Annotated in this window: 18 protein-coding genes; 10 read left to right on the top strand and 8 right to left on the bottom strand. The window is 58.6% G+C overall.

Features of this window, described 5'->3' with window-relative positions:
* Positions 1-17: 17 nt before the first annotated feature.
* Together gudD and HF257_RS00945 are read right to left on the bottom strand one after the other, a co-directional pair.
* Positions 18-1,343, bottom strand: a complete 1,326-nt coding sequence (gene gudD, locus HF257_RS00950; RefSeq protein ID WP_185704009.1) for a glucarate dehydratase — start codon at positions 1,341-1,343, stop codon at positions 18-20.
* A 19-nt stretch (positions 1,344-1,362) separates the two neighbouring features.
* Positions 1,363-2,724 (bottom strand): MFS transporter, encoded by a 1,362-nt coding sequence (locus tag HF257_RS00945; protein ID WP_185704011.1) that lies wholly within the window; start codon positions 2,722-2,724, stop codon positions 1,363-1,365.
* Between the two features lie 339 nt (positions 2,725-3,063).
* Between HF257_RS00945 and HF257_RS00940 the strand changes: the two genes are divergently transcribed.
* The 5 genes from HF257_RS00940 to HF257_RS00920 all read left to right on the top strand — a co-directional run bounded on the left by HF257_RS00940 (position 3,064) and on the right by HF257_RS00920 (position 8,039).
* Positions 3,064-3,774: a FadR/GntR family transcriptional regulator gene (locus HF257_RS00940; RefSeq protein ID WP_185712014.1), complete on the top strand. Its 711-nt coding sequence runs from the start codon at positions 3,064-3,066 to the stop codon at positions 3,772-3,774.
* A 5-nt stretch (positions 3,775-3,779) separates the two neighbouring features.
* Positions 3,780-4,475: a tRNA (adenine(22)-N(1))-methyltransferase gene (locus HF257_RS00935; RefSeq protein WP_185704015.1), complete on the top strand. Its 696-nt coding sequence runs from the start codon at positions 3,780-3,782 to the stop codon at positions 4,473-4,475.
* Positions 4,476-4,503: 28 nt separating this feature from the next.
* Positions 4,504-4,803, top strand: coding sequence for a DUF3144 domain-containing protein (locus HF257_RS00930; RefSeq protein ID WP_185704017.1), 300 nt, complete (start codon positions 4,504-4,506; stop codon positions 4,801-4,803).
* 359 nt (positions 4,804-5,162) lie between these two features.
* Positions 5,163-7,220, top strand: a complete 2,058-nt coding sequence (locus HF257_RS00925) for a methyl-accepting chemotaxis protein (protein WP_185704019.1) — start codon at positions 5,163-5,165, stop codon at positions 7,218-7,220.
* A 192-nt stretch (positions 7,221-7,412) separates the two neighbouring features.
* Positions 7,413-8,039 (top strand): glutathione S-transferase family protein, encoded by a 627-nt coding sequence (locus HF257_RS00920; protein WP_185704022.1) that lies wholly within the window; start codon positions 7,413-7,415, stop codon positions 8,037-8,039.
* A 36-nt stretch (positions 8,040-8,075) separates the two neighbouring features.
* Here the strand turns inward: HF257_RS00920 and solA are convergent, their stop codons facing one another.
* The 4 genes from solA to HF257_RS00900 form a co-directional block, all read right to left on the bottom strand.
* A complete protein-coding gene (gene solA / locus HF257_RS00915; protein ID WP_185704024.1) occupies positions 8,076-9,239 on the bottom strand; it encodes an N-methyl-L-tryptophan oxidase in 1,164 nt (387 codons plus the stop codon).
* A gap of 42 nt (positions 9,240-9,281) precedes the next feature.
* Positions 9,282-10,541 (bottom strand): hypothetical protein, encoded by a 1,260-nt coding sequence (locus HF257_RS00910; RefSeq protein ID WP_185704026.1) that lies wholly within the window; start codon positions 10,539-10,541, stop codon positions 9,282-9,284.
* Positions 10,542-10,610: 69 nt separating this feature from the next.
* Positions 10,611-10,973, bottom strand: coding sequence for a hypothetical protein (locus HF257_RS00905; protein WP_185704028.1), 363 nt, complete (start codon positions 10,971-10,973; stop codon positions 10,611-10,613).
* Between the two features lie 122 nt (positions 10,974-11,095).
* Entirely contained in the window at positions 11,096-11,959 is an 864-nt protein-coding gene (locus tag HF257_RS00900; protein ID WP_185704030.1) for a LysR family transcriptional regulator, read from the bottom strand.
* Between the two features lie 112 nt (positions 11,960-12,071).
* Between HF257_RS00900 and HF257_RS00895 the strand changes: the two genes are divergently transcribed.
* The 5 genes from HF257_RS00895 (at position 12,072) to HF257_RS00875 (ending at position 17,554) form a co-directional block, all read left to right on the top strand.
* Positions 12,072-12,680, top strand: a complete 609-nt coding sequence (locus HF257_RS00895) for a LysE family translocator (RefSeq protein WP_185704032.1) — start codon at positions 12,072-12,074, stop codon at positions 12,678-12,680.
* Positions 12,681-12,806: 126 nt separating this feature from the next.
* Entirely contained in the window at positions 12,807-14,645 is a 1,839-nt protein-coding gene (locus HF257_RS00890; RefSeq protein ID WP_185704035.1) for an ATP-binding protein, read from the top strand.
* 243 nt (positions 14,646-14,888) lie between these two features.
* On the top strand, positions 14,889-15,872 hold the full coding sequence (locus HF257_RS00885; RefSeq protein WP_185704037.1) for a DUF1852 domain-containing protein: 984 nt from the start codon (positions 14,889-14,891) through the stop codon (positions 15,870-15,872).
* Positions 15,873-15,899: 27 nt separating this feature from the next.
* On the top strand, positions 15,900-16,934 hold the full coding sequence (locus tag HF257_RS00880) for a methionine synthase (protein ID WP_185704039.1): 1,035 nt from the start codon (positions 15,900-15,902) through the stop codon (positions 16,932-16,934).
* A gap of 110 nt (positions 16,935-17,044) precedes the next feature.
* On the top strand, positions 17,045-17,554 hold the full coding sequence (locus HF257_RS00875; RefSeq protein WP_185704041.1) for a flavin reductase family protein: 510 nt from the start codon (positions 17,045-17,047) through the stop codon (positions 17,552-17,554).
* Between the two features lie 30 nt (positions 17,555-17,584).
* On the opposite strand, the gene HF257_RS00870 is transcribed toward HF257_RS00875, so the two are convergent.
* Positions 17,585-18,730 carry a serine hydrolase domain-containing protein gene (locus HF257_RS00870; protein WP_185704043.1) on the bottom strand — a complete coding sequence of 382 codons (1,146 nt, stop codon included), beginning with the start codon at positions 18,728-18,730 and terminating at the stop codon, positions 17,585-17,587.
* A gap of 146 nt (positions 18,731-18,876) precedes the next feature.
* A complete protein-coding gene (locus tag HF257_RS00865; protein WP_185704045.1) occupies positions 18,877-19,944 on the bottom strand; it encodes a fatty acid desaturase in 1,068 nt (355 codons plus the stop codon).
* Positions 19,945-20,203 lie beyond the last annotated feature (259 nt).

Raw genomic sequence — 20,203 nt, 5'->3', positions numbered from 1 at the left:
TATTATCTGTGTTTGCCTTATCGCACCAGGCACGGCTGCTTGTTGTTAAACGTCCAGCCCGGAATCAAAAACTGCATCGCCACGCTGTCATCCCGCGCCCCAAGGCCCATGCCTTTGTACACCTCGTGTGCCTTGGCCACGGCGTCCATGTCGATGTCCACCCCAAGGCCTGGCTTGGCCGGCACCTTCACGTAACCGCCTTCGATTTTCAGTGGTGACTTGGTCAGGCGCTGGCCGTCCTGCCAGATCCAGTGAGTGTCGATGGCGGTGATATCGCCCGGTGCGGCGGCAGCGACCTGGGTGAACATCGCCAGGGAAATATCGAAGTGGTTGTTGGAGTGCGAGCCCCATGTCAGGCCCCACTCATTGCACAGCTGCGCCACGCGTACCGAGCCCTGCATTGTCCAGAAGTGCGGGTCGGCGAGGGGAATGTCCACTGACTGCAACTGGATCGCATGGCCCATTTCACGCCAGTCGGTGGCGATCATGTTGGTGGCGGTTTTCAGCCCGGTGGCACGCCGGAACTCGGCCATGACTTCGCGACCTGAATAACCGTTTTCTGCGCCGCATGGGTCTTCCGCATAGGCGAGTACCTTGTGCTGGTCGCGGCACAGGCGGATGGCTTCCTTGAGGGACCAGGCACCGTTCGGGTCTAGGGTGATGCGTGCGTCGGGGAAGCGTTCGGCCAGGGCGGTGACGGCTTCGATTTCTTCATCGCCACTCAAGACACCGCCCTTGAGTTTGAAGTCGTTGAAGCCGTACTTGGCCTTGGCGGCTTCGGCCAGGCGCACCACCGCATCGCTGGTGAGTGCCTTCTCGTGACGCAGGCGGAACCATTCGTCATCGGCGTCGGCTTCGTTGCGGTAAGCCAGGTCTGTCGCGTTGCGGTCGCCGACATAGAACAGGTAACCGAGCATCTTCACCGCGTCACGCTGCTGCCCTTCACCGAGCAAGGCCGCCACGGGCACTTCAAGAAATTGCCCCAGCAGGTCGAGCAAGGCCGCTTCCATGGCGGTGACGGCATGGATGGTGATGCGCAGGTCAAACGTCTGCAGGCCACGACCGGCAGAATCCCTGGAGGCGAAGGTGGTGCGCATCTGGTTGAGAATGCGCTGGTACTGGCCGATCGGTTGGCCGATCACCAGGCTGCGGGCGTCTTCCAGCGTTTCGCGGATGCGTTCGCCACCGGGAACTTCGCCCACACCGGTGTTGCCGCTGCTGTCCTTGAGGATGACGATATTGCGCGTGAAGTAAGGGCCGTGGGCGCCGCTCAGGTTGAGCAACATGCTGTCGTGGCCGGCGACGGGGATGACCTGGAAGTGGGTGACGACGGGCGTATTCATGGCAGGTTCCTAGACAGGTTCAAAGAGGTTTGCTGATGGCGGCGCCGGTTGGCACGGCACTGGGCGAGGTCAACACGGCAGAGGGCGATGTCTTGGCAAAGAACACCAGGATCGCCGCAAGCACCGAGGTGCCGGCCAGGCCGTAAAGGCCGCCCTGGATCGAACCGGTGGTTTGCTCCAGAAAGCCGAAAGTGGTGGGCGCAACGAACCCGCCCAGGTTGCCGATGGAGTTGATCAGCGCGATTACCGCTGCGGCAATGCGCACATCCAGGTAGCCCTGTGGGATCGGCCAGAACAGTGACGAGGCCGACTTGAAACCAATGGCCGCAAAGCAGATCGCGACAAAGGCAAACACCGGCCCGCCGGTGGTGGACATGAACATCCCCGCTGCGGCAATCAACAGCGCTGCTGCAACCCATGCCTGCTGGTTCTTGAACTTGCCCGACAGCGATGCGAAGGCGTACATGGCGATGATCGAGATCAGCCACGGGATCGAGTTGAAGAAGCCCACCTGCACATCACTCAGGTCGCCCATCTTCTTGATGATGCTCGGCAGCCAGAACGTGGCGGCGTAGATCGTCAGTTGGATGCAGAAGTACAGGACGCAAAACAACAGGATCTGGCGGTCCTTGAGCAGTTTGCCGAGGGTCGGTTTGACGGTGGTCAGCGCTTCGCGATCGCGCTGTTCCTGGTCAATGGCGTTGACCAGCGCGTCTTGCTCCTCGCGGGTCATCCACTTGGCGTCGTGGGGTTTGGAGTCGAGCCAGAACCACACAAAGAACCCCAGTGCTACCGAGGCCAGGCCTTCGATGGCAAACATCCACTGCCAGCCGTGGAAGCCAAAGCCTTCGATCTGCAACAGCGCCCCTGACAACGGGCCGGAGATCAGCGAGGCAACCGCCGACCCGCTGAGGAAAATCGCGATGGCTTTGCCACGCTCCACTCCCGGCAGCCAGCGGGTGAAGTAGTAGATCACCCCTGGAAAGAAGCCGGCTTCGGCCACCCCCAACAAGAAACGCAGGATGTAGAACTGGGTTTCGTTCTGGATGAACGCCATCAGCGTGGCGACGATGCCCCAGGTAAACATGATGCGAGTCAGCCAGATGCGTGCGCCGACTTTCTGCAGCAACATGTTGGAGGGGACTTCGAAGAGGGCGTAGCCAATGAAGAACAACCCGGCACCCAGGCCGTAGGCCGCTGCGCCGATGCCCAAGTCGTGTTCCATGTGCGTGCGCACAAAGCCGATATTGACCCGGTCGATGTAGTTGAGGATGAACATGATCACGAACAGTGGGAGCACATGGCCCTTCACTTTGCTGACGGCGCGCGTGAGCACGCAATCCTGTTCTGAAGCGGCAGATGCATGGCTTGAATTAGTCACAATTCAAAACTCCCCCTGATTATTTTTATGCGGGTGTGTGTGTCTTGTTGATAGATATCATACAAGTAGATTTCTGGAGATCGCAATGCAGTGAGCCGTGTATTTGTTCTTATAAGACTGTGTATGTAGCCTTTGTTTTGGTTATTTGTCCGATTTCATTGGGTCGTGTGAGGGTTTTGTCGGTGCACATCCGTCCGGATGCGGTCTTGTTCTGAGGGATGCTGTTTCGCCCTATCATATTGGTTGTCATACAAGTTGATTGTTTTTTTATTCATCCCCGCCTGCTCTCTGGACGGGGTGTTAAGCTCCCATCCAGCCCAGCCCCGTGGACCCATCGCAATGCCCAATGAACGCGGAACCCCCGTCCGTAAACGCTCCACCAACCTCGCCCAAGGCGTGGTCGAGGCACTGACCCAGCGCATCCTGCTGGGGCAGTTGAAGCCCGGTGAAAAACTGCCGTCCGAATCCACCATCGTTGCCGAGCATGGCGTCAGCCGCACCGTGGTCCGCGAGGCGCTTTCAAAGTTGCAGGCGTCGGGGTTGGTAGAGACGCGACACGGCATCGGTACCTTTGCGTTGGCGCCGCAGGCGCAATCCGGGCTACGCCTGAAAGTCGATACGCTCGCCAGTGTGCGCAGCATGCTTGAACTGCGCCTGGGCCTGGAGGTGCAGGCGGTGGCCCTGGCGGCGCTGCGCAGAAGCGATGAGCAACTTGTCCGCATGCGTGAGGCGCTGACTGACTATCAAGCCTCCCTGGCCAATAACGACAGCTGCGTGGAAGAAGACAAACGCTTCCACCAACTGATCGCCGAAGCCACCGGCAATACCTTCTTCACCGAAATCATGCTGCACCTGGGCAACGCGATGATTCCCCGTACGCAAGTGAAAGCTGCCGAGCGGGGCGGTGCCGACTTCGCCCAATTGGGGCAATTGGCGAACCTGGAGCACGAGGCGATCTTCAATGCGATCAAACGCCAGGACCCAGACGCTGCCCGCGCCGCGATGGTGCTGCACTTGACCAACAGTCGCGACCGTTTTTCCGGAGAGTAAGGCCGTTGAACGAACACACTTTATCCATGCGTTTGGAGCGCGTGGCGGCGAATGTGCCTGCGGGCGCTCGCTTGGCCGATATCGGCTCTGATCACGCTTACCTGCCCGTGGCCTTGATGCGCCGCGGCGCAATCACGGCGGCGGTGGCAGGGGAGGTGGCGACCACGCCCTTCCATGCCGCCCAACGTACCGTGCGTGACAATGGCCTGGAGCAGCAGGTCACCGTGCGCCTGGCCAATGGCCTGGCGGCTGTCGAACCGCACGACGGCATCACCGCGATCAGCCTCTGCGGCATGGGCGGTGAGACGATCCGCGACATCCTCGAAAGCGGCAAGGCGCATCTCAGTGGCCATGAGCGTTTGATTCTGCAACCCAACGGCGGCGAACAACCGCTGCGCCAATGGTTGATGGACAACGGCTACTCGATCCTCAGCGAAGAGCTGTTGCAAGAGAACCGCTTTTATTACGAGATCATCGTCGCTGAGCGCGTCGGGCCGGTGCAGTACAGCGCCGAAGAGCTGTACTTCGGCCCCCTGCAAATGCGGGCGCGTAGCCCGGTGTTTCTGGCCAAGTGGCGGCGCCTGTTGCGCCAGAAGCACAAGACCCTGGCCAGCTTTGAGCAGGCACGGCAGGCGGTACCGCTAGAAAAACTGCAAGAGATTACCCAGCAGGCCAGTTGGATCACCGCGCTGCTGGCTTGATACACCTTTATTACCAAGGAACCCTGCAATGGCCGACGCCACAGACCAAGCCTTCTACGACCGCGCCGATGCGCATATCGAACTGTCCAACGAGCAGCTCAAGACCTGTGAAAACCTCGGCGAGGTCAGTGCCTCGATGATGTTCGGCACCACGCGTTTCAACGCCTGGGCCAGTGCACGCAACTTCAAGTCCGGCGCAGAAATGGCCGATGCGCGTGAAGCGATGTTGAAGTACTTCTGTGATCAGTACCGGATGATGCTGGAGGACAACCTGGATGATCACATCAATAATTTCAGCCGGTACATGCTCGCAAAGACACCCGAGTAGGAATGTCGGGTGAAATTAAAAATGTGGGAGCGGGCTTGCTCGCGAATGCGGTGTGCCTGTCAATGCAACTGTAGCTGACCCACCGCATTCGCGAGCAAGCCCGCTCCCACACAAGCCCCTCCCGCATTGGATTTGTGGCGGGGTTACAAATTGGCACTCGGTGCTGAGTGCTTTCGCCCCATTTCAGTGCGCAACCCCTGCACCTTTAGCGTGCCACCGCGCCTATCTCCGGCCTCCGCACCTGCGGCCCGTATCTTGCTTGGCCCTTCCCAATCAATGACATGGCATTTTGCCGTTAGTCGTTTCAAGGCTTCGTCCCGCGGTGCATTGCGTGGGTCGTTTTTGGGGAGTGGTCGGACATGCACAGTCTTTTATCACCGGGTATCCGCCTGCTTGGGCGCTTCGGCTTTGCACGCAAGTTCCAGATCCTGTTCTTCCTGTTCATGCTGCCCCTGGCCGGCAGCCTGTGGATGATCGGCGCGGACTACCGCGACAAACTCACCGTGATTTCCAGCGAGCAGTCCGGTGTTCGCCAACTGCTGGCGCTGGATACGCTGGACGCTCAACTCACGGCCCAGCGCAACCTGGCGGCGCGCTGGAAAGCCGCGGACATTCTGCATGCGCCAACGCCTGCCGCGAAGGCGGCGATGGACAAGGTCGATGCGAATTTCCCGCAGATTCTGCAAAGCCTGCAAGCCCTCGGCGAGTCGCTGAAAACCCTGAATGCCAGTGCCGACACCCTGGTGCGCTTCGAGGCGTTGCAAGCCACCGTCAAGGGCATGGATTCCCAATCCCTGCGCACCGTAGGGTGGTGGCCGGACGGCTATGACCGCTTCACCTCGGCGCTGACCGCAATGCAAACCCTGCGCGAGCAGATCACCCTGGACGCCGGCCTGATCCTCGACCCGTGGCTGGAAACCTACCTGCTGATGCAGATCTCCACCCAGCACACCCCCGACCTGATCGAACGCATTGGCCGCATGGCCAGTGTCGGCCAGTCGTCCATCGCCTCGGGGCAGTTCACCCTGCAAAGCCGTTTGCAGATGCGCGACTTGCGCGGTCGCATCGGTGACGCGCGCGATCAGTTGGCCAAGGCAGCCGCCTCGCTCAAAGCCAAGCAATATGCGGGCATGGAGCCCTGGACCACACAGTACGACAACAGCCTGCAACGCCTGGACAGCGAACTCAAAGTGCTCGACGACGGCGTGTTTGGCGGCAGCATCAAGCTCGATACGGCAGCGTTCGAAAGCAGTGTCGACGCCATGCTCGGCAGCCTGGGCGAGCTGCGTAACAGGTCACTGGGTTCGCTGGATGCGCGCCTGGGTTATTACCGTGACCGTTCACTGCAGAAATTCATCCCGGTGGCCGCCACCTTTAGCCTGCTGGCGTTAGCGGCGCTGTATCTGTTCATGTGCCTGCAAGCGTCCATCCGCCGCAGTGCCAGTGGCATTACCACCCTGGCCGAGTCTCTGCGTGACGGTAATCTGTGCGTGGAAGTGGCGGTGGAGGGGCGTGATGAGCTGGCGGCCATCAGCACCGCGCTCAACGTGGCGGTGCTGCAGTTGCGCACCAGCCTGTTGGGCGTGAACCACGAAACGCAGCAGTTGGGCACTGCCGTGCAGACCCTTAATTCGCAATCAGGCAGCACCCTCACCGAAGTCGAAGACCAGCAACAACAAATCAGCCAGATTGCTGCAGCGGCCACTCAGTTGGCGGCCACCTCCATGGGCGTCTCCCGCAGCTGTGAGCAAGCCTCGGGCAGCGCGCAGCACACACGGCGCATTGCCGAAGACAGCAGCCGTGACAGCCAGCGCACCACGGCCAGCATCCAGCAGCTCAACCAACGCCTCACCGACACGGCCGACGCGCTGGAGCAAGTGAGCCAGCAAGGCCAGCAGATTCAATCGGTGGTCGACACCATTCGTGGCATTGCCGAGCAGACCAATCTGCTGGCGTTGAATGCCGCCATCGAAGCCGCCCGCGCCGGAGAGCAGGGCCGAGGTTTTGCGGTGGTGGCCGATGAAGTGCGCAGCCTGTCGCAACGTACCCAGGCCTCCACGGCGCAGATCGCCGGCACCGTGGACAGCCTGCGTGCGACGGTGAGCCAAGCGGTGAACCTGATGGGCGCGGCGTGCGAGCAGGCGCTGACCGATGCCGAGTCCGTCACCGGGCTGGGCGCGCGGTTGGGCGAGATTGCCGGCGCGGTGCAGAACGTCACCGACACCCTGGCACAAATCGCCACGGCGGTAGAGGAGCAGGCAGCGACAGCGGATGAGGTGAGCGGCAATATCCAGCAAGTGGATCAGGCGGCGGGGCGTTTGCTGGAGGGCGCGCGAGCGGTGAACCGGGCGGCGGATACCCTGAGCAAGGGCAGCCAGGCGTTGAGTGATAACACCGCAAGGTTCAGGCTGGGCTGAGCACCCGCTCCTGCGGAAGTGGTGTATGAGTTGGCTTAGGGGGCGATCAGTCAAAGGCGTTCGCAATAAACGCTTCCAGCGTCGCCTCTTCCAGGATTTCCATGGAGAAGTTCGAAATTTGTTTCGTGGCACTCCCTGCGAGTGGCGTAGTCTCTTGATCAGTCACTCACTGTCACCCAGCGGAGCCGCCCGATGATCACTGTTCACCACCTCAATAACTCCCGCTCGCAGCGTATCCTCTGGCTGCTCGAAGAGCTCGGCCTGCCGTACCAGATCAAGCGCTATCAGCGCGACCCGAAAACCAACCTTGCACCGCCTGAACTCAAGGCCATCCACCCGCTGGGCAAATCCCCGGTGATTGAGGACGGCGGCCAGGTGCTGATCGAGTCTGCCGCGATCATCGACTACCTGATCCGTCGCCACGGCGCCGGTCGCTTGCAACCAGACCCCGCCACCGCCACCTACGACACATACGTGCAATGGCTGCACTTCGCCGAAGGCTCGGCCATGCTGCCGTTGATGCTCAACCTCTACGTCGGCCGCCTCGGCGAGGCGGGTGCACCTTTGCATCCGCGCATTGAATCGGAAGTGGCCAATTACCTGGGCTACCTGAACGATGTGCTGGGGCAGGCGCCGTACCTGGTCGGCGAGGCGTTGAGTGGTGCGGATATCCAGATGAGCTTCATCGGCGAAGTCGCCGGGGCGCAGGGCAAGTTGCCGGCGTATCCACATTTGGCCGCGTGGGTAAAACGCTTCCAGGCGCGACCGGCTTACCGCAAGGCGGTGGAGCAGGGCGGCGAATACGCATTCGCCAAGTAACGCCATTTTGTGAGCCGGACAGGCGTGTGTCCCACGTTACTGGCCTTCGAAGCGCTTCAACGAAAACGAAGACAGGTCCAGCTCACTCTTTCCGTAGATGCACCACTGGGCAAACGCCTCACCCAGCGCGGCCGAATGCTTGAACCCATGCCCCGAACACGGCGACACCACCAGGGTGTGCTGCAACGTCGGGTGCTCATCGATGATGAAGTGATGGTCCGGTGTCACCGTGTAGGCACACACTGCCGACTTGATCACCTTGGCCGTCACCCCGGCGATACGGCCTTGCACCTGCTGTTCATACATCTCCCGTTCCTGCGCCGCCGACACGCTGCGGTCCAGCGTTTCAGGCGTCGAAACGGTGTGATATTGCGCCGTGGCAATCTTCAAGCTGCCCTCGCCGGGCAATGCCGGGAAGCCATAGTGGGTCTCGTCCTGGCCATGGGTGAGGATGTACGTGGGCGATACTCCCTCCAGCTCCGCCCCCGGTTCCAGTTCGAACCAGAACAACTGTTGCCGATAGACGCTGAGCAGCCGATCAAACGGCGAACCCAGCAACCCGCCGGCCCAGTTGCCGGCACTCACTACCAGCTTGTCGGCCTGCAGCATTCGCTGGTCGGTGGTTACCGTGACGCCGTGTGCGTCCGAGCGGATATCGGTGACGGTTTCGCCCTTGTACAGCGTCGCACCGTGTTGCTCGGCCAGTTTGAGCTGTACGTCAATGCAGCGCTCTGGCCGCACAAATCCGCCTTCAGGTTCGTAATAGCCGATGGCGTTGTCCGCCACTTGGGCAAATTGCGGGAAGCGTTGGCGAATCTGCTTGGCATCCAGCACTTCATGCTCGATGCCGTAGGTTTGCGCCAGGCCAAGGGTGCGCAGGGTGAAGTCGCTTGCGTCGCCAGGGTCGAAGCCCTCCCATGACGTCAACACCAGCAACCCCGACTGTTCGAACAACGCCTCCCCCGACAGTGCCTCCAGCTCCCGCCAGATACGGTGCGAGTTACGCACAATCGGCACGTATTGCGCGCCTTCACCCACCGACAACCGCGTGATCCGCGTATCGCCATGGCTTGAGCCGAACGTGTGGGGCGGGTGATGACGGTCGATGCCAGCGACCTTTACACCGGCTTTCGCCAGTTGGTACACCGTGGCGGCACCCATGGCGCCCAGGCCGATGACCAGCGATTCATATCGTTCCAAGGTTGATACTCGCTTGAGAGGCTTCGTTGAGAGAGCGGTTGGTTAGCGCACCACGTCCAGCGCCGTGTATTCACTCACATAATGGGTCTGGCTCGAGGTTGACTCCAGCGTCAGCGCAACCCCCAGGTCCTCGATAAACACGCGGGAGGTCTTGTAGTCGCCCTGGTCGCAGGCCAGCCGGATAGCGTCGCCGGTCAATGATGCAAACACTTGGCGCGCCGGAATGCGCTCGCCGACCTTGCAGGTCAACGTCGTTTCGACGGGTTTGTCAGTGGGCTTGGCGGGCACATTGACCATGTGCAATTGAGCGCTCAGCGTCTGGCCCGGCGTCCAGCTGGCCGGCACGTTCAACTGCACGTCGCGGGTTTGCAGCACGCGACCATCGCCCACGCCGTTCATCTTCGACTTCAACTGGATCAGGTCGGCCTGGGTCAGGCGATCCACGTTGAAGGTGTTGCCGTAGACCTCGTTCTTCACCAGCAAACCACCCTCGGCCTTGAACGTGACCGATGTCGGCAGGTCTTTGCTGCCATCGCCTTTCTTGGACAGGTAGGTGTAGCTCAGCGTCTTGAACTTCGGCTGCAGCAGGGGCGAGTCGAGGTGCTTGAGCACGTTGGCGGGTACGTCGACGTCGCTGATGTTGGTTTCTGCCACGGTGCGCGGGTAATCGGTCGTCGCAATGTCTGGCCGCAATTGCGCCAGGATCCCAGCGTTGACCCCGCCCTGTACCGAGCAACTGACGCGCGATTGCGTACCTTGCTTGCCTTCTGGTTCCACGATCAGCACACGCTCCACTTGACGCAGGCCCGGGGCTTTGCCCGGCTGCGGCTTGATGGACTGCCAGCCGTTGCCGACCTTGAGTTCACTGCGCGTATATTCGGCCTCGCCTTTTTGCAGCGCGCCGGGTTGGTCAAGCAGTGGCGCGAGGTGCTTGGCAACCTCGTCGACTCCGCCGTCAACGATAAAGCCCCAGTAATAGAACAGACCCAGTGGGCCGAGGTCGGTGACTTCGTCGTTATAGGACAGCAGCTTCAACCCGGCGATGGGCGGTGCGCTGACCGGCACCGCGTTGGCGTTGCGGTCGGCGCGATTTTTGACCGCGATCCAGGTGAAGTTCTTTTCCTGCTTGAGCGGCGCATAGGCCTGCCAGGCGTTGTGGTGGGTGTTCAGGCTGCTGAAGAAACTTGCGTCGCAGCGGGTGAAGGCCTTGAGCGTGTCGGTCAGTGCGGCATCGTCGGCGTGGGCGAGAGCCGGCACTATCAGGGCAGAGGCGAGCAGGGCAGCAGGAAACGGCAACTTCATGGGGCGGGACTTCCTTATCGAAGGGCGGGGAGCAGGGTGGGGCATTATCCAGCAGTTGGGTGACGGGCTCTAGTTGGCTGAGCGGGTCAGGCGCAAGCGCCAATTGCCGCCGTGCTGAGCGTGGCAGGCTTCTTCGCAGTCGAAGTGCACGCAACGCGTTAACGGCACGCTCGGGATATCTGCCTCGCGCAGGGCGGTGGCGGTGAGTTCACGCATGCGGGCGTCCAGGCCAGTTGCCAGGGCGTGCTCTTTATTGGCGCGGGTGTCAAAGATCCAGGTGATGGCCAGGCTTTGCGGGAAGTTGGCGTAGTTGACGGTGTGGGTCAGCCACTCAAAACCCGGGATTTCACCTTTGGCGGTTTCGCAGGCGTCGGTGAGGGTGGCGACCAAGGCGCGTTCGATGCGGGTGGTGTCGCGTTTGGATAAGGCCATGGAGCGCTCCGAATGCAGGCAAGCGTCGCAGGTTAGCAGGGTGCGGGCGCGGTTTCAGCAGCGATGAAGCTTCCGGTTGGCTGGATTGCGGCGGTACCCGTTGATGTTCATGTGCCACACGACTACGCCTGCTGCCTCAACGCACTGATGATGAACGCATGCAGGCTATCAACCGCCTTGGACCCACGCGAGGCGCGGCTGCGCAGAATCGACACCTCCATGGGTTGGATATTTCCCAAACCGTGCTCACCGCTCAACACTTGAAGCGATGCCTGCACCGTGCACTGTGTAATCGCCGCAATCGCAAGCCCGCCCTCAACCGCCGCCACCTGGCCTGCCAGGCTGGAGCTGTTGTACACCACCTTGAATTGCCGCCCCTGCTGGGCCAGTGAATTCACCGCATAGCGCCGGGCCAGGCTTTCGCTTTCGTAGACGGCGATCGGCACCGGGTCTCGTCGCCACAGTTCGAACTGAGGCGAGCCCACCCACACCATCGGCTCATGAAACAGAAACGTCCCGCTCTGCGGCGAGTCTCTGGACACCAGCGCCAGATCCAGGTCGCCGCTGCGCAGGCGTGGGATGAGTGCGGTGGACTGTTCGCAGGTCAGCTCTATATCGACGCCGGCGTAACGCGGCGCGAAGCGTTTGAGCACGGGCGTGAGGTACTTGGCCGCGTAATCCTCGGCGACACCCAGGCGGATCCGCCCGGTCAACGTTTCACCATGAAACGCCGCCTGAGTCTCGGCATGCAGTGCAAGCATGCGCCGCGCGTAGCCGAGCAGCGTTTGGCCGTCATCGGTCAGTTGCAGGTGCCTGGGGCCACGGTTCAACAAGGGGCGCCCCAGTGCGGTCTCCAGCTTCTTCATCTGCATGCTCACGGCCGACTGCGAACGGTTGACCTCATGGGCCGCGCCGGACAAGGAGCCTGCATCCACCACCGCGACAAAACACTTGAGCCAATCGATTTGCAAATCACTGGAAGGCATCGGGCTGACCTCTATTCGTTAATCGAATGGCTGTTGCGTGAATTATGCGCTTTTCAGGAGAAATGTCCGCATCGCAAGATGCTGGCTTGAACCAACACCTAGCGGAAAGACCATGCCCTTCGACACCTGGTTGCTGTACCTGTTTACCTGCTTTGGCATCGCAGTAGTGCCTGGGCCCAATGCCTTGCTGGCGCTGACCCATGGCGCGATTTACGGGCAGCGCAGAACACTGTTCACCATCAGCGGCGGCGTGCTCGGCTTTGCCTTCGTACTGTCGCTGTGCGCCTTGGGTCTGGGCGCGCTGATCCAGGCCTCGGCCACCTGGTTCACGGCCTTGAAGATTGCGGGGGGGCTTTATCTAATCTGGCTGGGCTTCGGGCTGTGGCGATCCGCACCCGTCAGCCTGGAGACCTCCGGTATGCCCAGCCTGCGGCGATGGTCGCTGTTCCGCCAAGGGTTGGTGTCAGCCATTTCAAACCCCAAGGCGCTGCTGTTGTTCACCGCGTTTATCCCACCGTTCCTGGACCCGCACAGGAATCTCATTGCGCAAACAGCTGCCATTGCGCTGACCTACGCCGTGGTGGAGTTTTTTGTGGAATTCATGGTAGCCAGCGCTGCCAACCGGGTCCGGCCTTGGCTGGCGCGAACCGGGCGGCGCTTTAATAAGGTGTGTGGTGGGTTCTTTGTGCTGTTTGGGGTGGCCTTGCCGATTCACAGCTGAGGGCAGGGCGGCGGTTCGTAGGGGGCAACCGTTGTTGCGATCAGCACCGAACGTCTGCCTATAGCGCGTGGTCATAGCTTTGCTGATACGCTGCTAATAGCTCAATGCCATTCCCTTGGTAGTCCCATGAAAACCCTACGCACCGCCTTTCCGGGAGCCTTTCCCCGTGTTGCCTCCCGTGACTCGGAAACTGCGCTGTCGGACATCGAATTCCTGCACCGCATCAGCCTCGACCTGATCGGCGAACAAGACCTCGAAGCCCTCTACGGCAAAATCGTTGACGCCGCGGTGTCCATCACCGGCTCTCAGTTCGGCACCATGCAGCTGCTGTGCCCCCAAGGCCATCCCTCTGGCCATGGCGGTGAACTGCAACTGCTGTGCTCACGGGGCTTGCCGCCCGAGGCCGTAGGGTTCTGGCAATGGGTGAGCCCCTTCGCCTACAGCAGTTGCACCATGGCCCTGCAATTGGGCCAGCGCGCCATCATCCCCGATTTCGAAGAATGGGCCGACATTGCCGGCACCGACGACCTGATCGCCTTCCGCCGCGCAGGCATCCGTTCGGCCCAGACCACCCCGTTGCGCTCTCGTGACGGCCGCCTGCTCGGCATGATCTCCACCCACTGGAGCACACCGCACCAGCCGTCCGACCGTGACCTGCGCCTGCTCGACATCCTCGCGCGTCAAGCCGCTGACCTGCTGGAGCGCACCATCGCCGACGAATCCCTGCGCGAAGCCCAAGCCGAACTGCGTGCCCTTAACGAAACCCTCGAGCAACGCGTGGCCGAACGCACCGCCATGCTGATGCAGGCCGAAGAAAAACTGCGCCAATCGCAAAAAATGGAAGCCGTCGGCCAACTCACCGGCGGCCTGGCCCACGACTTCAACAACCTGCTCGCCGGCATCTCCGGCGCGCTTGAACTGATGAATCGCCGCATCCACCAGGGCCGCCTCAGCGACGTCGACAAATACATGGTTGCCGCGCAAGGTTCGGCCAAACGCGCCGCAGTCCTCACCCAACGCCTCTTGGCGTTCTCCCGCCGGCAAACCCTGGAGCCCCGCGCCACCAACGTCAACACCCTGATGTACGGCATGGCCGAACTCATCCAACGCACCGCCGGCCCTGGCATCCAGATCGAAACCACCGGCGCCCCTGATGCGTGGACCGCCTTCGTTGACGTCAGCCAACTGGAAAACGCCCTGCTCAACCTGTGCATCAATGCGCGCGACGCCATGCCAGAAGGCGGCCGCATCGTGCTGGAAACCAGCAACCGCTGGCTCGACCACGATGCCGCCCGTGCCTACGACCTTAGCGAAGGCGCCTACCTTCGCCTGAGCGTTACCGACACCGGCACCGGTATGTCCCCCGAGGTGATGGCGCATGTGTTTGAGCCGTTTTTTACCACTAAGCCCATTGGCCAGGGCACGGGGTTGGGGTTGTCCATGATCTATGGGTTTGCCCAGCAGTCGGGTGGGCAGGTGTATGTTCAATCCGCAGTGGGCGAGGGCACATGCGTGTCCCTCTACCTTCCACGCCACCACGGCGCTGCGTCGGGTGATGAGCTGGCTCCCGGGCAGGCGACATTGGAGGTTGCGCAGCATGGCGAGACCGTGTTGCTGGTGGACGATGAGTCCACCGTGCGTATGTTGCTCGCGGATGTGTTGGGAGAATTGGGCTACACCGTGATTGAAGCGGCGGACAGCGCAGCCGGGCTGAAACTGCTGCGTTCGGACGTGCATATTGATTTGCTGGTGACAGACGTGGGGTTGCCAGGCGGCATGAATGGCAGGCAGATGGCCGAAGCGGGGATGGATATGCGGCCAGGGTTGAAGACGTTGTTTATCACCGGGTATGCAGAGAACGCGGTGATGGGGTATGGGCAATTGGGTGCCGGGATGGGGGTGTTGACGAAGCCGTTTGCGGTCGAGGCGCTAGGAGGGAGGGTTCGGGAGTTGTTGGGGAGGTAGCTCAAAAGGCTGCCTGTTCCCTAGGGTGAGTTGTAAGAGCAGGCGGCTTTAGAGACTTCTTCATATGATTGCGTCGCCCATCATGAGCAGGGCTAAAGAGTCAGTGAAATCAATTCAGTTTTACGCACGCTTTTGTCAGCCTACACTGCACCTTAATTAAAGATATTATTTATATCGCTGAATCAATCGCCAAGTAATCACTCAAGGGCGATTGGGTGTCGGGCATTAGGGTGTCAGATTAAAATGAATGAAGCCTTTACATTTTCCATCAAGCGTATTCGTTTCGACGAACATTATCATCCCTCTGAAAATACGCGTATTACCACGAACTTCGCCAACTTGGCCAGAGGCAAGAGCCGCCAAGAGAACTTGCGCAATACCTTGCGAATGATTGACAACCGTTTCAATGCCTTGGCGCATTGGGATAATCCCACGGCCGATCGTTACGCTGTCGAACTTGAAATTATCTCCGTTGAGATGGGCGTTGATGAAGGCCATGGCGGCCACGCCGTGCCGTTGATCGAAGTATTGAAAACGACTATTGTCGATCGAAAAACCAATGAGCGCATTGAAGGCATTGTCGGGAATAATTTTTCCTCGTATGTTCGCGATTATGACTTCAGTGTGGTGTTGCTTGGGCACAATCAAGGCAAGCCCGAATTCAGCACGCCCGATAATTTTGGTGATTTGCATGGAAAACTATTCAAGCAGTTCGTGAGTTCGAAAGCCTATGCGGATCATTTCAATAAGCCACCGGTTATTTGCCTCAGTGTTTCGAGTAGCAGGACCTATCACCGAACTGAAAACCATCACCCCGTGCTGGGTGTTGAGTATGAGCAGGATCAGTATTCGTTAACCGACGAGTACTTCCAGAAGATGGGTTTGAAAGTTCGTTATTTCATGCCGTCCAATAGTGTTGCGCCGCTGGCATTTTATTTTTCAGGCGACTTGCTGGGTGATTACACTACTCTTGAATTGGTCAGTACCATTAGCACAATGGACACGTTCCAGAAAATCTATCGGCCTGAAATCTACAACGCCAATTCTGCAGCCGGAAAATGCTATCAACCCAGTTTGAAGCATCAGGATTATTCATTGACGCTCATTGTCTATGACCGAGAAGAGCGCAGCCGGCTGGCCGTTGAGCAGGGACGGTTCGTTGAAGAACACTTCATCAAACCGTATCAAGCGACGTTGGAGCAATGGTCGGCTCACTGCACGCTTTGATTCATTAAACGTACAAGGTTATCTGTAATGAAGAAGTTATTACCTACCTCAACGGCAGGCAGCTTGCCTAAACCTTCTTGGCTTGCGCAGCCCGAGACACTTTGGTCACCCTGGAAATTGCAGGATGAGGCATTAGTTGAGGGCAAGCACGATGCATTGCGTTTGTCATTGCATGAACAGCAACACGCCGGGATCGATATCGTCAGCGATGGCGAACAAACACGTCAGCACTTTGTCACTACGTTTATTGAGCACCTCAGCGGCGTAGATTTTGAGAAGCGTGAGACCGTTAGAATTCGCGATCGCTACGATGCGAGTGTGCCGACGGTGGTAGGTGCTGTGGCGCGCCAAAAGCCTGTGTTTGTCGAAGATGCCAAGTTTCTACGTCAGCAAACCAAGCAACCCATCAAATGGGCGCTGCCGGGTCCAATGACCATGATTGATACGCTGTACGACAACCACTACAAAAGCCGCGAAAAACTGGCTTGGGAATTCGCCAAGATTCTCAATCAAGAAGCGCGGGAGCTGGAGGCCGCGGGCGTTGATATCATCCAGTTCGATGAGCCCGCCTTTAACGTGTTCTTTGATGAAGTGAATGAGTGGGGCGTTGCCACCCTGGAAAGGGCGATCGAAGGCCTCAAGTGTGAAACCGCTGTGCATATTTGTTATGGCTACGGCATCAAAGCCAATACGGACTGGAAAAAAACGCTGGGATCTGAGTGGCGACAATATGAAGAGGCCTTCCCCAAGCTGCAAAAATCCAGCATCGATATCGTCTCGCTGGAATGCCACAACTCTCACGTCCCAATGGATCTGATTGAGCTCATCCGAGGCAAAAAAGTCATGGTCGGGGCTATTGATGTGGCCTCCAATACTATTGAAACACCCGAGGAAGTCGCCAATACCTTGCGCAAGGCACTTGAGTTTGTCGATGCCGACAAACTCTATCCTTGCACCAACTGTGGCATGGCCCCTTTATCTCGTGGCGTCGCAAGAGGCAAGTTAAGTGCGTTAAGCGCAGGTGCTGAAATAGTCCGACGAGAACTGTTGAACTCGCGCTGAACGGACGTCGAAAGTGGTGTGTGGGAGGGGCGCAGTGGGTTGAAAAATGAACGATCCGCTGTGGGCCCTCCGTGACACTTTCGAGTGGTGCCCTCTATCCAGGATTTGCTATGTCACTTTCCAGTACTGCTATCGAGCCATTGAGCTTTCGCGAAGCGCTTGGGCACTACGCATCCGGTATCACAGTGATTACCTCACACATTGATGGCGAGCCGATTGGCTTCACGTGCCAGTCGTTCTATAGCGTGTCGATGAGCCCGCCACTGGTGTCATTCAGCGTCATGTCCAGTTCGGCCAGCTATCCCAAAATTCGCCAGGCGGGCCGTTTTGCAGTCAATATCCTATCGGGTGAGCAGGTCAGGATTTCCAACCAGTTCGCTCGGCGAGGTACCGACAAATGGCTTGATGTCGATTGGCAGGCGTCGCCGCTGGGTAATCCAATCATTGTCGGCAGCCTGCACTGGCTTGATTGTGAAATTCACGCGGAACATGCTGCAGGTGATCACCTGATCGTTATCGGCGAGGTAAAAGCGCTGAACCTGCAAGAAACGGCAACTGCTCAGCCATTGCTGTATTTCAAAGGGCAATATCGCAACATCGCCGCGCATAACGCGGTTTGAACCGCTACCCGACGGGGTACTGGCACCGACTCAAAGCGCCGCATACACAAGGGACGAGAGCCGGCTGGGGCGCGGATCAATCATCATATGGCCGCCCGAAGTCGTGGTGACAAAACCAAAACTTACTCGCCTTTCGGGATCAGCGAAACTTATCGGACCGCCAAGCCCGATATGACCAAATGTGCTCGGGCCCATTGCGTGGGAGGCCGTGGGGTCGCGTTGCTGCTCCAGCATGCAGCCCAATCCATAACGCATCGGGCGCATCCATATCCGATCCATGCCATGGCTGTGCTCACGGGTGAACTCACTGAGCAGTTCGCGACCAATGAAGTGGCCTGCCATCAATGCACTATAGAAACCGGCCAAGCCGTGAGCCGTGCCATGCGCGCACACCGCTGGCTGTCGATAGGCCCACCAGCGCGGGTCACTGGTACGTCTAGGCACCATTCCGGGGTTGGTGAAGGCGTAGGTTGCAATATGCGCGGGCTCGTTTTTTAGCACTGTGCGCAACGCTTGCGAGTAAGGATCGCCGACGCGACCCGTGGCACTGTCGAAGCGCGCGATACGATGAAAGTGTTGTTCGTCCACGCCTAGGTGAACGTCGAGGTCATGAGGGGTAAGGATCTCTTCGTGGATAAAGACGCAGGGATCTCGTCCGTCCACCCGGCGAATCAACTCACCCAGGATCCAGCCAAAGGTGCTAGTGCCGTAGCCCAGGTCTGTTCCAGGCTCCCACCAAAGCGGTTCGGCCGCCAGTACCTGAACCATATGCTCCCAGTCATACATCATGGGGTTGTGGTCAGGTGTTCGCAGCGCCGGCAGGCCGGCAGTGTGGCTCATCACCTGACGCAAGGTGACTTTTGCTTTCCCGTTCTGGGCGAACTCAGGCCAGTAACGGGCAACAGGCGCATCCAGCTCCAGCTTGCCCGCCTCGACCAACATCAGAATGGCCACCGCGACATAGGGCTTTACAGCGCAAAAGGTATTGGCCAGCGTATCGCGCGTCCAAGGCTTTTTGCCCTCTTGATCCGCCACACCAGCCCACAGATCGACCACCATTTCCCCATCTACTTGAACACAGAGCCCGGCCCCGCGTTCCTGCGGATCATCAAACATGTCTTCGAAGGCCTGCTTGACCGCTTCGAACTTTTCTGTACACATCCCTTGCGCTTTCATGCCTCGAACTCCTTGTAGTTGAAGTGCTACCCTTGATGCTTTCATAACCTATATTAAAGTTGCCAAGCGACAGGCATACTTTGCCGCCAGGCAAGTAGTGACAACGTGATGTCGGTTTTTTATCAAGTAGATAATGTGTGAGGTGTTTATCCCCGTGGCCGAGTGTGCGAATGCTCCATGGAATAGCGGTTTGCCCGTTTGTAGGTGCCAAAGTCATTGAACCTGACACCGGCTTGCGCCATGACTTTATGGGCATAAGGCGCCGTCATCTGGCGAAGATAAAACGGGTCTCTTACCACAAAGTGATGAATGCTGTGGGTACTGCCAAAGTTGAAACAAAACAGCTGGAATGGCCACAGCCACCAAGGGTTCATTACCTGGGTTTGCTGCAGGGCATTGCGCGGCGCAACATCGCCATAATAGTGCATGTTGGAACTTATAAAGAACAAGCAGAACTGCCGTATCATATTGGGTGCGATAAGAATAACCACTGCATGATTGACGATGTTCATTAACGCCAGCGTGGTCGCGGAACTCTGAATGTCGGCCCCCATGACTGAACCTAGCCAGGTATACAGGTGGTAGCCAAGGAAAACGTACCAGCAGCCCCAATACAACAGCCCGAACGGTGTATTGAGTCGGATGATTTTGCCTAACAATTTTACTTTTTGTCGCCAGCCCGGAGCAAAAACAGCATTGAGAAAACCAAATAAAAAGCCATCCACCAATTTCAATAGTCGCAATATTCCCCAGGGGCTGCCACTGGTCGTGATCCATGCTTCAACATCCGACTCAGTTCCCGACTCTTTATGGTGATGAAAGTGCAGATTGCGTCTTAGCCAGGGACTGGGCATTCCGGGTCGAGCCAACCAGCACATAAACATCATTGCATTATGCGCCAGCGGCTGTTTTCTGAAATAAAGACGATGAATCAAGTCATGTTCGATTTCGTGAATGAACGATGTCAGCAACGCGTTTATCAGAATACACGCCCATGCGGGTATAAAACCCTCGATGTAGAGCCCGCCCGTAACCACCATCCCTGCCAGGGAAAACACCATGACGCTTGCACCCAGAACATTCTGATGCTGCAAGATAGGATAACGCTTCCTTAGGTAGTTACCATGCTCGGTAATGCTGCGGGTGACACTATCAATCTTTTCCTGATCGGTAGTTAGTCGGTCAGTTTCAATGGCTCTCTCCAAGACAGTCATTCATTTATCCTCTGCTTGCGTTGGGGAATTACCGGCCTTGTCAAGTCGGCCAAGTCAATGGTTTGGCGATAAAACAATAGGCGCACAAGTTCGCTGCGCGAAGGGGCGTGCATTATTAGAAAATACAAAATCGACGGCCTACCAAAAGCTTGGTAGGATCATTCCAAGCCTCAAAAGGATAAGATAAGTTTAAATCTTTGCAACTGTGTATTTTGGGTGGGTTCAATGTGACAGGTGTTTGTGTAAGGAATTAGCAATT

The sequence above is a fragment of the Pseudomonas cremoris genome (assembly GCF_014230465.1).
Note: the sequence above shows the minus strand (reverse complement) of the source record. Positions and strands in the feature narration are given on the sequence as shown.

What these genes read in the sequence shown, in the direction of transcription:
- HF257_RS00920 (WP_185704022.1), top strand. Translation starts at nt 7,413, where the DNA reads ATGATCACTGTTCACCACCTCAATAACTCCCGCTCGCAGCGTATCCTC.
- HF257_RS00895 (WP_185704032.1), top strand. Translation starts at nt 12,072, where the DNA reads ATGCCCTTCGACACCTGGTTGCTGTACCTGTTTACCTGCTTTGGCATC.
- gudD (WP_185704009.1), bottom strand. Translation starts at nt 1,343, where the DNA reads ATGAATACGCCCGTCGTCACCCACTTCCAGGTCATCCCCGTCGCCGGC.
- HF257_RS00940 (WP_185712014.1), top strand. Translation starts at nt 3,064, where the DNA reads ATGCCCAATGAACGCGGAACCCCCGTCCGTAAACGCTCCACCAACCTC.
- HF257_RS00910 (WP_185704026.1), bottom strand. Translation starts at nt 10,541, where the DNA reads ATGAAGTTGCCGTTTCCTGCTGCCCTGCTCGCCTCTGCCCTGATAGTG.
- HF257_RS00865 (WP_185704045.1), bottom strand. Translation starts at nt 19,944, where the DNA reads ATGACTGTCTTGGAGAGAGCCATTGAAACTGACCGACTAACTACCGAT.
- HF257_RS00925 (WP_185704019.1), top strand. Translation starts at nt 5,163, where the DNA reads ATGCACAGTCTTTTATCACCGGGTATCCGCCTGCTTGGGCGCTTCGGC.
- HF257_RS00875 (WP_185704041.1), top strand. Translation starts at nt 17,045, where the DNA reads ATGTCACTTTCCAGTACTGCTATCGAGCCATTGAGCTTTCGCGAAGCG.
- HF257_RS00890 (WP_185704035.1), top strand. Translation starts at nt 12,807, where the DNA reads ATGAAAACCCTACGCACCGCCTTTCCGGGAGCCTTTCCCCGTGTTGCC.
- HF257_RS00870 (WP_185704043.1), bottom strand. Translation starts at nt 18,730, where the DNA reads ATGAAAGCGCAAGGGATGTGTACAGAAAAGTTCGAAGCGGTCAAGCAG.
- HF257_RS00880 (WP_185704039.1), top strand. Translation starts at nt 15,900, where the DNA reads ATGAAGAAGTTATTACCTACCTCAACGGCAGGCAGCTTGCCTAAACCT.
- HF257_RS00930 (WP_185704017.1), top strand. Translation starts at nt 4,504, where the DNA reads ATGGCCGACGCCACAGACCAAGCCTTCTACGACCGCGCCGATGCGCAT.
- HF257_RS00885 (WP_185704037.1), top strand. Translation starts at nt 14,889, where the DNA reads ATGAATGAAGCCTTTACATTTTCCATCAAGCGTATTCGTTTCGACGAA.
- HF257_RS00900 (WP_185704030.1), bottom strand. Translation starts at nt 11,959, where the DNA reads ATGCCTTCCAGTGATTTGCAAATCGATTGGCTCAAGTGTTTTGTCGCG.
- HF257_RS00905 (WP_185704028.1), bottom strand. Translation starts at nt 10,973, where the DNA reads ATGGCCTTATCCAAACGCGACACCACCCGCATCGAACGCGCCTTGGTC.